Raw genomic sequence first — 12,870 nt, 5'->3', positions numbered from 1 at the left:
CGCGGAGGTGAGGGGCGACCTCGTTTGCTGAATGCCGCTCAGACGGCCGGGGCCGCCACGAGGTCCTTGAGCGACACGTTCGTGTCTTCGGCAAGCTCAGCGGGAATGGTGCCGCCGGCCCCGAGGAGCTTGCGGACGGCCATGTAGTCACGCGGGGCATTGATGGAGTCGATAGCGATCAGGCTTCCGGCAGCGTAGTAGAGCACCGAGAACTGCTCCGTGTCCGGTTCGCCACGAACCACCACCTCGTCGTATCCGGTGGAGAGGCCGGCAATCTGGAGTTTGAGGTCCGCCTGGTCTGACCAGAACCACGGCACGGCGGCCGGGCTTTGCGGGCGTCCCACGAGCGTTGCTGCGGCAATCTGCGCCTGTGCAATCGCGTTCTGGACGGATTCGATGCGATGGCGGCCTTCGCCGGTGAGCGGGTGTGGGAGGGTGGTGCAGTCGCCAGCAGCCACGATGTTCGGGTTGCTCGTGCGTGCGAGCGTATCCACGACGATTCCGCGATCGATCTCGAGACCGAGCTTTGCAGCGAGATCGGTGTGTGCCACGAGCCCTATTCCCACCAGCACGACGTCGGCGGGCAGCACCGTGCCGTCGTCGAGGCGGATGCCGGTCACGGAGTTTTGTTCGGTGCCCTCAATGGACTCGATGCCCGTGGAGAGGAGCACTTTGGTGCCGCGGCGCTGGTGCGCCGCTAGGTAGAACGCGGAGACTTCGGGAGCCACGGCACGTCCGAGAAGGCGATCAGCGACGTCGACCACGGTCACGTCTTTGCCAGCCGCGGTCGCCGCCGCGGCTGCTTCCAGGCCAATGAAGCCACCGCCAATGACGACGACGTTCGTCGCCGCCTGCAGGCGGGTGCGCAGATCGTCAGCGTGCGCGATGTCCCGCAGCACGCAGACACCGTCGAGATCGGCGCCCGGAATCGGGAGCCGGCGCGGCGTGCCGCCCACGGTGAGTGCGAGGCGTGCGAAGCGGAGCTTTTCTCCCGTTCTGGTGACGGCGACGCCGCTGCCTGAGCCTGGAGCGTCAAGCTCGAGGTTTTCGATGTGGGTGGAGAGGCGTAGGTCGATCTGCTTCTCGGCGTACCAGTCCAGTGAACGGAAGCCGAGAGACTGAACTGATGCCTTGCCAGCGAGGTAGGCCTTGGATAGTGGCGGGCGCTGGTAAGGGGCGACGTCTTCGTTGCCGACCAAGATGATGGGTTCGGTGTCGCCGAATTCGCGCAGCGATGTTGCAATCTGCAGGCCGGCCTGGCTGGCGCCGATGATGAGGGTTCCGGGAGCGGAGATGGTCATGTGATCCTCCATTGGTTAGTCCATTAAACCTTAGCGTGCAAGACGCCGCTTGGCGAGGGTTGTGTGCAAAAATCTCGCGAATTTCGGGGACTTTGGCGGGCCGTGCCCATGGGTTGGAGTCGCGGCTGGAGCGAGGCGTTTGCCTGGCGACGTCGGGATCGCGGACGTTTCATGTGTTCGAATTCACGAAAAACCTTGCTTTGGACTAACAATTGAACCTATTGTGAATCCATGACTGCTACACCTAGTCGGACGACGCTGTCCGGGGCTTCGGACCCCGCAGGGCTGGATAGTCGGACCGAAAAAGAATCTGGACACCTCACAGCGAGCGATGTCCTCATCCAATACTCTTCCAAGGGCCGCTCCCGACGTACCGTAACTGCGGTCGAGGACTGCAGCATGGAGCTGAAACGCGGCGAATTCATTTCTCTCGTGGGACCATCGGGTTGTGGCAAGACCACCTTCCTGAACGCCGTGGCGGGATTCGTTCCCATCAGCGACGGCACGCTTCAGCTTGACGGCCGGAACATTCCCGGGCCCGGCCCGGACCGTGCGATGGTCTTCCAGCAGCCGAACCTTCTGCCGTGGCGCACGGTTCTGGCCAACGTGACCTATGGTCTGGAACTGTCCACCAACATGCCGAAAAGCGAACAGCGCGATCGCGCCCACGAACTCCTCGACCTTGTCGGGCTCGGCGACGTCGCGCACCAGTATCCCGTGAACCTTTCCGGTGGCATGCAGTCGCGTGTCAACCTGGCTCGGGCGCTCGCCGTCGAGCCGGAGCTACTGCTCCTGGACGAGCCTTTTGCCGCCATCGACGCTCAGACTCGCGAGGTCTTGCAGGTTGAACTGCTCCGGGTGTGCGCCGCTCGCGATGTCACTGCACTGTTTGTTACGCACGACATCGCCGAGGCCGCCTTCCTAGCCGACCGAGTCTGCGTTTTCGGTCCCCGCCCCGGCAAGATCGTCAAGGAGATAGAGGTTCCATGGGAGCGCCCGCGCACCCAGGACCTGCGCCGCTCGCGGGAATTCCTCGAGAAGTGCGATGAGATCGCCGACGTCCTGTATAGCTCAAAGTCTGCCGCCGGATCATCCGCGCAGGAGGAACACTGATGTCTACCACCACCACTTCGGGATCGACTGTTGAATCGAAGGCTGACCGCAAGGGCACGCCCGAGCGAGCTCTACCCAGTTGGTTGAATGAACAGAAACTCTGGGGCATCGGCGCCGTCGTCGTCGCCATCATTCTGTGGGCTGTCGCGGCAGGTATTCAGCACAAGAAATTGCTGCTGCCAGGTCCGGCGGACGTCATCCAAGCATTCGCCGACCTCTTCAGTAGCGGCGATATTTGGATTGACCTGTGGACGAGCACCCAAGAGCTTCTTGTTGGCCTTGCGCTCGCAGTTCTGATTGGCCTGCCGCTTGGCCTGTTGATCGGCTGGTACCGGCGCGTTGGTTGGGCTCTGGATCCCTTCATTAACTTCCTGTATGCCACGCCCCGTATTGCCCTGACGCCACTCCTCATCATTTGGCTCGGCATCGGTTCCACCTCCAAGTTCGCCATTGTCTTCTTGATGGCGGTGTTCCCGATCCTCATCAACACCGCCCAGGGCGTTCACGCACTGGACCAAGGCGCGGTTCGGGTTGCCAAGTGTTTCGGCGCGAATGATTTCCAGCTCTTCCGCACTGTGGCATTGCCGGGCACTGTTCCATTCATCGCCAGTGGCATGCGCCTGGCCGTTGGCCAAGCCCTCATCGGTGTGTTCGTGGCCGAGCTGGCCGGTGCCGAGCACGGTGTCGGCATGATGATGAGCACCGCCGGGCAGCAGTTCCAGACCCCAAAGGTCTTCGCGGGTCTGTTCCTGTTCGCCTTTGCCGGTGTCGCAGTGACGGTTCTCCTCCGTCGCGTTGAGCAGCACTTCGCGGCATGGCGCCCGCAGTCGCACTGAGTCTTATCTCCGGCTGGGCCCTCCTGGCGCGGATGTGTCCTTCCTCCCTCCCCGAAAAGAAAGCACCGACAATGAAGTCATGGTTCAACTCCAAGGTTCCCGGCGCCGTCGCCGTCGCGGCTTTGACCTTTTCTGCTACCGCCTGTGGCGGTAGCAGTGCTACCGACGCCGGCGGCACCATCACTGTGAGCTATAGCGAAGAAGTAGCCGACGAACTGCCCCTGTGGATCGCGGATGAGGCTGGCTATTTCAAGGAGCAGGGCCTGAACGTCAAGCTCGCCAGCCTCGCCAGCGACCAAGGTTTCCCAGCCCTCGTCTCCGGACAGACTCAGCTAGCTTCCATCGGAGGCTCCCAGATCGTCTCCGGCGTTGCCCAGGGCGCGGAGGTCAAGTCCATCGCCACCCTGACTCCGGTGTTCCCTTACGAGCTGTGGTCCAAGGAAAAGGACATGAAGGCGCTCAAGGGCAAGAAGATCGGCGTCACTTCCTCCAGCGGTTCGGTCTACATCGCTACGCTTGCTGCGCTCAAGGAAGCCGGCATGTCGGCGCATGACGTCAACCTGATCCCGCTTGGCTCCGTGACCAACGTCAACAACGCTCTGTTGGCGGGAACCATTGACGCCGCTGTGTCCCACCCGCCGGCATCCGCCGCTTTCAAGGCGGCCGGTTTCAACAGCATCCTGAACCTTGCTGAGCGCAAAGTTCCGAACATCAACGTCGGCATTGCCACCACCGACGCGTTCGCGAAGGATCATGCCGACACCGTTACGAAGTTCCTGACGGCGCTTAAGAAGGCCTTCGAACGTGAGCGTTCGGACGAGGTGTACTCCACCCAGCTGTTGAAGGCCCACCTCAAGGAGGACAATCCCGAGGCACTGAAGGAGACCTACGACTTCTACGCCAAGGACGTGCTGCCTCAGAACCCGGCACCGACCGTCGAGCAGCTCAAGTCTGCCCAGGACGAGCTGTCCAAGAAGAACCCCGACATCAAGAATGTGGACCTCTCCAAGGTGATTGACACGTCCTTCGTCAACAAGGTCTGGGGCAAGTAGTCCCAAGGCCTGAACGGCCGGCGGGAGGCAGGGCTATCCCTGCCTCCCGCTTCGGCCGTTAACCGGGCACCTCCTTCGTGGAGGTCTGGGGGACAAGCAGGACCCAGTACGAACAACGGTGCCCCGGCAGGAATTTCCTGCCGGGGCACCGTTGCTGATGGGCCTTCGAAAGGGTGCTTAGAAAAGCGCCCCGGTGTCGCTGGCAAACTGGGCAGCACGGCGCAGATCATCTGCCGTGACCAATCCAGGTTCCATGGCCACCTCGGTCCGGCTGGCCAGTGCCGACAACATGGTCTTACGGACGCGGCGTCCGTCGAGGCCAACCAAGAGGGAAGCCATCTCCGCATGCAGCGCCTTGTCCTTGGCCAGCGGGCGGACTTCCTGCCACTGGCCGGCAAGCTCTTCGAGCGAGCCGCGCACGATGCCTTCGATCGTCTCCGCGTTCGGCAACTCCGTGGTGAGCACGAGGTCGGCACGCGACAGGACAGCTTCGTCCACGGCCTGCAGGAAGTTCGTGGTGACGATGAGAACAACGTGCGGGCATTTCGCGCGGAGCGCGTCCAGTCCGGCGAGGACTGCGTCCGTGGCGCGGTGCACGTCCACCGGGTTTGTCTCGAACGACGCCGAGCTGCGGCGAACTGCCAGAGCTTCAACTTCGTCTATGAGAACCACAGTGTGTGGGCGCCGAGCCGCTATTTCCGGCAAGGTGTCGTGGAACAGCTTCGAGACGGCGCGCTGGCTTTCGCCGAGCATATCGCTTGGGAAAGCGTGCGGGTCGACTTCGACGAGCGTCGTCGCACCTCGCTTGGAAACCGCGAGGGCCGCCGCTTGAGCGAGGCCCTGCGCGAGCGTGGTCTTGCCGGTCCCGGGAGGACCGGCAAGAACGATGAGCCCGTGGGGGGCTCCTGACAGGTTAGTCAGGAGCCGCCCTTGGCGCAGGACCAACACCGCGGTGCTGAGCAGGCGCTCTTTGGTGCCCGGAGGCACGATCATGGAGTCCCACGGCCCATCGTGGTGGTCGGCAGGCAGCGTATGCAGGCCTGTTACTCCCGGCGGAAGGGTGCGATGAGGGGTGCTCCCGTGATGGTGATGGTGGGAGTTTCCCTCGGTGTGCTGGTGATCTACGCTCATCGGGTCTTATGGCCAGCTCGGACGGATCATCGGAGGCCAGACGATGGTGTTCACGTCGCCAGCCTGTTTGTCACGAATCTCTGCGGGCGGCTCTTCGAAGAGCACCATGGGGTCCATCATGGCCTTCATGGTGTCCAGGAAGGAGTCGAACATGTGGACACGAACCATCCGGGCGGTGTTGTCCTTGGAGTCGTTGAAGTGCTGGTGCCACAGGAAGTGGTCAACCGAGACGAGGTCGCCCTTCTTCCACGGGTGGTTCTCGCCGCCTTCGGTTTCGGAACCGAGGTAGGAGTGGCCGTAGCCGTCGACGACGTACAGCCAAGCCTCGCCCGGGTGGCGGTGCATGGACTGCTGGCGGCCCTGGCCGAGTTCGAACATGGCCATGGTGATGCCAGAGGCCTCGTAACCGATGGCACGGTCGAGCAGGAAGGTTGTGCGGGAGCCGCGGGGGGTGTTGAGCATTTCCAGCTCTTCCCAGTCGGTGCGCAGGCGACCGCTGCGGCGCTTGGCCTGCTCGTTGCCGAGACGGCGCAGGCGACGCGCGTAAGCGTCTTCACCCTCGATGCCCTGAGCCGAGGTGTAGGCCGGACGGCCGGGCAAGGTGGAGAACTCTTCGTGGCCGCGGTCCTCAAGGATGGAGAAACCCATGGTGGCCATGAGCGGCTCCGAGCTGAAGGTCACGTAGCGGACTGCTTCGGCGCCGTCGTTGCCCGAACGGTGCCACGCCCACGCGGGGATGTGCACAGAGTCGCCGGGCGTGATCTTGACGCGTTCGCCGTCGATCTCTATCCAGCCTTCACCGCCAACGCCCCAGATCATGGCGTCCCAAGAGTGACGGTGAATCGTTGTGATGACGCCGGGGTCGATCTCGTGCAGTAGGGCGTCGATGGTGCGGGTCGGGTTGTCGCCGTCCTCGCCCATGTAGACACCGATCTTGGAGCCACGCTGGGTCAGTTTGAGGCGGGCTTCAACGTCTTCGACGCGGATGACGGCGCGGTGGTTGGCCCGCCAATCCTCGATGTACTTCTCGCGTCGCGCTTTTTGCACGTGGTAATGGCTGGTCTTGGTGGTGGTTTTCGTCGACACAGGCACTCCTTTTTATCGGACCAATGGTTCTTTGAGTATGCCTCGAAACGACTAAAGGTGCAATGGTTAGTCCCTTCATCCCGGTATGTGTCTCCATGCACGACGGCCCCCATCCCTTCGGGACAGGGGCCGTCGTTGGGCCGAGGGGATCTGCGGCAGCTAGGCCTTTCCCCGGTCGGCCAGTGCGATTTCGACGTCGTCGGGGCGCTCGTTCACGAAGTACATGATGATCATGCCGAGGAAGGGGCCGGCGGCGAGCGTGATCAGAGCGGCCATGAAGGAATTGTTGGTTGCGGTGAAGGCGGCGCCCACTGCCAACGGGACCAGGACGCTTCCGATTTGCCACATGGCGTTTGTTATTCCGGCAGCACCGCCGAGAACGCGGCTGCTCACGAGGCGGGGCACGAGGGCCACCATGAGGGGGAGGTAGCAGTATGCCCCGAGTCCGAGCAGCGGGGCGGCGACGAAGAAGGCGACGGCGTTATCCAACAAGCCGAAGACGACGAGCATGACGGCGAAGCAGCCGAGGACAACCATCGAGGGAACCCTGCGGGCGCCGTTGAACTTGTCGGCGATCCACCCGATGAGAGGCTTGCCAAGCACGCCGAGAGCTGCATAGATGGCCACGATGCCGCCGGCGACAGTCGGGTCGATGCCGTGTCCCTTGATCATGAGGGCGTTGGACCAGGTGATGAATCCATAGGTCCCCCAGAAACCGCCGAATCCTGCCAGCGCCAAGAGAAGAAGGTTCTTGTTGCGCCCCAGTTCAATAAGGACGGAGCGGCCCTCTGTGAGGTTGGCCTTTTTTGACACTACCGGACCGGGCCGGAGCATGATGTAGCAGGCGACGCCGGCCGCGATGGAAACTGCTCCGAAAAGCAAATACGAGGCATGCCAGGAGTAGTGCTCGATGAGGTAGGGGACCGCGGTATTCGCCACAACGACGCCCAGCGAAGTAGCCGAGGTGTAGATCCCCATTGCCTTGCCGAGCTCCTCGGGACGGAACCAGCTGGAGATCAACTTGATTCCGGCGGCATATTCAGCGCCGGCGAAGAGGCCAATGACTGCCTGGACGGCCATTCCGATCCAGGCGGACGTCGTGGATCCGAAGAGCATCATGGACCCTCCGGCACCCACGAGGGAAACCGAAATGAGGATGCGGCCACCAACCTTATCGGTGAGGAATCCACTGCCGGCGTTCGAGGCGACGTAGCCGATGTAGTAGAAGGTAGCGAAGAGCCCCAGGCTTGCCAGGGGCACGCCGAGGTCGTCACCAATAGAGATCGACGCCGGACCCCACGTGGAACGGTCAACGGAGGTGACTGTGAAGGCCAGCCAGCAAAGCACGAGGACTAGCCAGCGATAAGGGCGCTTGGATAGATCAACATTGGTGGAGACTTGGGCGGGGTCAAGGGTAATCATCTGTATCCCATTCTGGAGGGGCATCGTTGCCGCGGGACATCGCGAAAACAAGAATTTGCGTGTGATGAATATAACCACCCTCCGGCGCGGATAGCAATCCTTTTTATCCGCATCGTGCCGCTCTGCGCGTAAAACGGACGATTTTAGGCGTTTAGGCCATCCCTTAAATCCATGGTGAACTCCGTGGCGGCGTCGCGTAAGGCCGGCAGGAAATTCTCGGTCATGTCCCGGTCGGGGGTGGTGGCCTCGTGTACTGAGGCGCTCATGGCCGCTACAACCTCACCTCGGCGGTTCCGAAGAGGGACCGCAACGGCGCGTATTCCGGCCTCGAGCAATTGGTCAACGTAGCTCCAGCCTTGCTCTCGAACGGCCGCCAGTGTGACCTCGAGGTCTGCCAGGCCGTCGGCTGCCCTGTCTCTGCCCGCGGAACGCTTGGCATCTTCAAGGGCGGCGGAGGGTAGAAGGGACAGGAGGACCTGACCCATGGCCGTGCGCTCTGCTGGAACCCGGGTGCCCGGGCGAATGTTCACGATCAAGGGGCTCGGTGCACTGGCTCTGGCTACGTAGCGCAGGTTCATGCCGTCCAGAACGCCAATCGAAACCGACGCCCCGAGTTTCCGCGCCAATCCTTCGAGGCGGGGTTTGGCCACATCTGCGAGCGAAAGCCGGGACACTAGGGAGTACCCTAATTCCAGGACAAGGGGGGTTGGGGCGTAGCTGCGCCCCTGCTGTTCAAGGTAGCCAAGGGATGCCAGGGTCAGGACGAAGCGACGCGCCGCCGAGCGCGGGAGCCGACACTGCGCGGATATCTGCGCCAGGTTCATGGCTGGGTGGCCCTCATCGAAGGCGGTGAGGATGCTCAACCCCCGTTCTACCGATTGGATGACATCCGATGGGCGCGCCTTGGGGCGAGCGGCGGTGGCAGGCGCCATCACGGACCTGGCGGGAGCTGCTCCCGAAGTCGGCCAGAGGGCAGCCGCGGTCCGTCGCGAGGCGGACTGGAGCAGCGGAACGAAGTCGTTTTCGAGTACCTCGGCGTCCACGCGTGTGGCGTGGGCGGCAATGTTCAGGGCGGCGACGATCCGGCCCTCCGGGTCCCGCAGGGGAACGGCCACGGACCTGATTCCCGGCGTCAGTTCCTGATCGGCCATCGTCCACCCACGCCCGCGGGCTTCCTCGATCCGTTTCCGCACGTAGTCCGGATCGAAACCGGGGCCGGGTTCAACGGACGAAAGGTAGTCCTCGAGTTCGTCCGGAGTGAGGTCGCCCAGCAGAACACGGCCGGTGGCCGTGCTGTGTGCGGCGACGCTGGTGCCGACGGTGATGTTTGCGGTGACTATCCTGTCGGCGGCCACACGGGCGGCGTAATAGACACGCTGCTTGTGCAGGACGGTCAGGGATGCCGTTTCCCCGACCTCCCGGACGAGTTCTTCCAGATGGGGATGCGCGGCGTCCGGCAAAGGATTGCTGCGAAGGTATGCGTCGCCGATTTCAAGCACCCCGGGGGTCAGTCTGTACCCCTCCGCCGACTGGCTTGCGTAACCCAGGTACTCCAACGTCAGGGCGAACCTGCGCGCCGCGGTGCGCGTAATACCCACAAGCGTCGCCACGTCCGCGACGGAGAGCGCCTCTTCCCGCGCACTTAACGCCCTGAGGACCGACAGGCCCCGTTCCAGGGAGTCCACATAGTCGGGGTCTGTGGCCGCGAGCTCTGCGGCGACCGGCATTGATGCGTTCACACTCTCGAATCTAGACCATCATCCCTGTGGTCGTTCGTAGTGCCGCCCAGGCCTATTGCTTGACGTATCAATGAGACCCATGCAACACTGCATTGACCGAATAACGCGCAGATGCGCGCCATTCGGACAGACTGATAATTTTCGGCTTACATTGGAAGGCCTACAGTGCTCACTTCAGAACAAAATGTCTTGCTGACCCAGACCGGCCCGGAAACGCCCATGGGGCGCCTGTTCCGGCGGTATTGGTTCCCTGCGCTCCTTGCCAATGAACTCCCCGAGGCGGACTGCCCGCCGGTGTGCGTCCAGCTCCTGGGCGAGAAGCTCATAGCTTTCCGCGACACTTCCGGCCGGCTGGGCCTGTTGGACGAGTTCTGCGCACACCGGACTGCTTCCCTGTACTTCGGCCGCAACGAGGAAAACGGCCTACGGTGTGCCTACCACGGGTGGAAGTACGACGTGGAGGGCAACCTGACGGACATGCCGTCCGAGCCAGAAGACTCCAAGTTCAAATGCCGGATCAAGCAGAAGTCATATCCCCTGGTAGAACGGGGAGGCGTGCTCTGGGCGTACATGGGTCCCGGGGAGCTAATGCCGGACCTTCCGGAACTCGAATGGGCGCAGCTCGGCGACGGCCAGCGTTTCATTTCCAAGCGTCTTCAGGAAACCAACTACCTCCAGGCCATGGAGGGCGGCATCGACTCCAGCCACGTTTCCTTCGCCCACCGCTTCAACCTGGACGATGACCCCATGCACTCCGGAACGGCTGGCAATGAGTACATCAAGGCTGACACTCGCCCGAAATTCGAGGTCGCCGAAAGCGACGGCGGTTTGTTGATCGGAGCCCGGCGCAACGCGAACGAGGAAGAGTTCTACTGGCGCATCACCCAGTGGATCATGCCCTTCTACACGATCATTCCCCCCTTCGGCACCCACAATCCCATGGGTGGCCACGCCTGGGTCCCGATCGACGACACCACATGCTGGGCCTGGTCCTGGAACTACCACCCGACGCGCGACCTGCGGGAAGACGAACTGGAGCAGATGCGCAACGGCGACGGCATCCACGCCAAATACATTCCGGGAACCTATCGGACCCTCGCCAACAAGGGCAACGACTACCTCATGGACCGCGAGGCCCAGAAGCAGAACAAGACCTTCTCCGGCATCGAGGGCATCGCCGCGCAGGATTTCTCCCTGCAGGAAAGCATGGGCGACATCGCGGACCGCACCAAGGAGCGGCTGGGCACTTCCGACGCCGCCATCATCCTGGCGCGGCGCCGCCTGCTCGCAGCACTGGACTCCATGGAGGACGAGACCCTCCCGGGCATCGACACCGCGGACCAGCGCGTGCGCTCGACGTCAATACTTCTCCCCAAAGACGTCCCGTTCCACGAGGGTGCCCACCAGGCCATCCAGGTGGTCCCCGGAACCGACTTCGTTTCCATCTAGACACGAACCCGCTAGGAGTCCCGCATGAAAGACCACGGTTCCATGGTCGCCTCTCCCCATACGGCCGCGACGCTGGCAACGGCCCTCCCCTATGCCGTCAGGGCCGCTGTCTCGTCGCCCGATTCAACCACCACGGTCCAAGCGATTAACCCGAGACTGGCGACAAGCGCCGCAGGCTGGCTAAAGGTAGAATCCTCTGCGCTGTGCGGGACCGATCTGGACCTGTACCAACAGGGCCTCCGCCATCCCACGGTGATGGGCCACCACGTCGTTGGCGAAATCGTCTCTCTCACCCCTGTCATGCAGTGGTCGTGGGACGTCGAAGTCGGCGACAGGGTTGCGCTGGAGGAGTACCTGCCCTGCGGGCGACCGACCTGCGCTGCGTGCCTGCAGCCGGACGTCTACCGTTTCTGCCCGGACGCGGATCTGTGGGGCGGACAGCGCCGCGTAGGAATGCTGGGACTCCATGAAGGTTCGGGTCTTCACGGCGGCAACGCGGAATACATGGAGCTGTCGACCCAGACAGTGCTGCACAAGCTACCCCGGGACCTGGATTCGAATCTCGCCGCCTGGACCCAACCCTTCGCCAACGCGGTCGACTGGGTCATCAACATCGGTGGCGCCACGAGTGGCTCGCGCGTGGCCATCATTGGACCGGGCTACCACGGCATCGCCGCCGTGGCGGCCGCCAGGGCAGGAGGCGCCCAGGAGATCGTCGTGCTCGGACGCAACTCGCGCACCAGCCGCGATCGTCTGGAGATTGCCGAGGCGATGGGCGCCTCCATCGTCGTCAACGACGACGCCTCATCAACTTCCGCGGCTTTGGGCAGGCACGGCAAGACCAGCGGCTTCGACGTCATCGTCGATACCGTCGGTCTTGGTGGACCAGCACTCCAAACCACAGAACACCTCCGGAAGCTGGGACGTCTGGTCCTTGCCGGACTCGGCGATACTCCCGTCGCGGAAGTGAACCTGAAGACCCTGGTGCGTGGCGCGTCCGGTGTCGTCGGCGTACGCGGCCGTTCACCGCAGGCACTCACAAGGAGCATCGAACTTCTGGCCGCCGAAGACACAGGCTTGCAACACGTGCCGAGCATCGACGTCGGGCTCGACGGCGTCGACGAACTCTTCCACACCCTCCTGGACCGGACAGGGCCCAGCAGTCCGCACGTCGTCGTTCGACCTTCGCTCTGAACACCGACAACCCAAGCTAAGGAAAGCCCATGACACATTTAACGTCGCGCGCCTACTACAAGGCCCGCATCCTTCTTGTCCCCCTCGGGCCCTCGGGCGCTGCGCTCGTCTCGTCGATGTCTGACGCGGGCCTGCGGGAAGTCCTGGTTGCAGCTCCTGCAAGCCACCCTGACGGGGTACTCCTGCACGGGATCGACGAACCGGACACCCAACCCAGCACCGAAACCGTCAGCGACCTCGCAGCCAGCACCGACATGATGGTGTTCCTCGGATCGCGCCTCGAGGAGATTCCTGATGACTTCGTCGAGGCCATGGCCACTGCAGGACGGAACCAGGGGACACTTCTCGCGGGCGTCCTGGTCGGCCTCGGTGGATGGGACTCCGAACCCGGGTCGACCTCCATGAGAGTGCTTCGCCGTGAACTCGACATGCTCGTCACTGTCAGGAAGGCCGACCTCGCACGCGACTTCACCGAGGTCCTCAAAGGCGGAACCAGGGAAGCCATTCCCGGCAAACTCTTCCAACACCCCACCACCGGAGCCTGACC

11 protein-coding genes are annotated in these 12,870 nt (G+C 63.0%); 6 read left to right on the top strand and 5 right to left on the bottom strand.

Annotated elements, in window-relative coordinates; genetic code table 11:
- Positions 1 to 38: 38 nt before the first annotated feature.
- The gene (locus HNP00_RS13200; protein WP_184739777.1) at positions 39 to 1,301 is read right to left on the bottom strand and encodes an NAD(P)/FAD-dependent oxidoreductase; all 1,263 of its coding nucleotides are present in this window, start codon (positions 1,299 to 1,301) and stop codon (positions 39 to 41) included.
- A gap of 399 nt (positions 1,302 to 1,700) precedes the next feature.
- Between HNP00_RS13200 and HNP00_RS13195 the strand changes: the two genes are divergently transcribed.
- The 3 genes from HNP00_RS13195 to HNP00_RS13185 all read left to right on the top strand — a co-directional run bounded on the left by HNP00_RS13195 (position 1,701) and on the right by HNP00_RS13185 (position 4,302).
- Entirely contained in the window at positions 1,701 to 2,414 is a 714-nt protein-coding gene (locus HNP00_RS13195) for an ABC transporter ATP-binding protein (protein ID WP_184739774.1), read from the top strand.
- Complete coding sequence (locus HNP00_RS13190) at positions 2,414 to 3,250, top strand: ABC transporter permease (protein WP_184739772.1); 837 nt, start codon at positions 2,414 to 2,416, stop codon at positions 3,248 to 3,250. The genes HNP00_RS13195 and HNP00_RS13190 overlap by 1 nt, the downstream gene beginning before the upstream one ends.
- 71 nt (positions 3,251 to 3,321) lie before the next feature.
- Positions 3,322 to 4,302: an ABC transporter substrate-binding protein gene (locus HNP00_RS13185; RefSeq protein WP_184739770.1), complete on the top strand. Its 981-nt coding sequence runs from the start codon at positions 3,322 to 3,324 to the stop codon at positions 4,300 to 4,302.
- Between the two features lie 177 nt (positions 4,303 to 4,479).
- Here HNP00_RS13185 and HNP00_RS13180 read toward each other — a convergent pair whose 3' ends face one another.
- The 4 genes from HNP00_RS13180 to HNP00_RS13165 form a co-directional block, all read right to left on the bottom strand.
- Complete coding sequence (locus HNP00_RS13180) at positions 4,480 to 5,433, bottom strand: AAA family ATPase (RefSeq protein WP_184739768.1); 954 nt, start codon at positions 5,431 to 5,433, stop codon at positions 4,480 to 4,482.
- Between the two features lie 6 nt (positions 5,434 to 5,439).
- Complete coding sequence (locus HNP00_RS13175) at positions 5,440 to 6,519, bottom strand: cupin domain-containing protein (protein ID WP_184739765.1); 1,080 nt, start codon at positions 6,517 to 6,519, stop codon at positions 5,440 to 5,442.
- A gap of 159 nt (positions 6,520 to 6,678) precedes the next feature.
- On the bottom strand, positions 6,679 to 7,941 hold the full coding sequence (locus tag HNP00_RS13170) for an MFS transporter (RefSeq protein WP_184739763.1): 1,263 nt from the start codon (positions 7,939 to 7,941) through the stop codon (positions 6,679 to 6,681).
- 143 nt (positions 7,942 to 8,084) lie between these two features.
- A complete protein-coding gene (locus tag HNP00_RS13165; RefSeq protein WP_184739761.1) occupies positions 8,085 to 9,680 on the bottom strand; it encodes an IclR family transcriptional regulator C-terminal domain-containing protein in 1,596 nt (531 codons plus the stop codon).
- A 165-nt stretch (positions 9,681 to 9,845) separates the two neighbouring features.
- On the opposite strand from HNP00_RS13165, the gene HNP00_RS13160 reads away from it, so the two are divergent.
- From HNP00_RS13160 to HNP00_RS13150, 3 genes are read left to right on the top strand one after another with little or no spacing between them, the layout of a single operon-like run.
- On the top strand, positions 9,846 to 11,129 hold the full coding sequence (locus tag HNP00_RS13160) for a Rieske 2Fe-2S domain-containing protein (RefSeq protein ID WP_184739760.1): 1,284 nt from the start codon (positions 9,846 to 9,848) through the stop codon (positions 11,127 to 11,129).
- 24 nt (positions 11,130 to 11,153) lie between these two features.
- Positions 11,154 to 12,323 (top strand): medium chain dehydrogenase/reductase family protein, encoded by a 1,170-nt coding sequence (locus HNP00_RS13155; RefSeq protein ID WP_221451474.1) that lies wholly within the window; start codon positions 11,154 to 11,156, stop codon positions 12,321 to 12,323.
- A 29-nt stretch (positions 12,324 to 12,352) separates the two neighbouring features.
- Complete coding sequence (locus HNP00_RS13150) at positions 12,353 to 12,868, top strand: hypothetical protein (protein ID WP_184739757.1); 516 nt, start codon at positions 12,353 to 12,355, stop codon at positions 12,866 to 12,868.
- Positions 12,869 to 12,870 lie beyond the last annotated feature (2 nt).

Origin of the sequence: Arthrobacter sp. AZCC_0090 (genome assembly GCF_014207375.1) — a bacterium.
In the GTDB taxonomy this organism is placed as follows: Bacteria; Actinomycetota; Actinomycetes; order Actinomycetales; family Micrococcaceae; genus Arthrobacter.
Note: the sequence above shows the minus strand (reverse complement) of the source record. Positions and strands in the feature narration are given on the sequence as shown.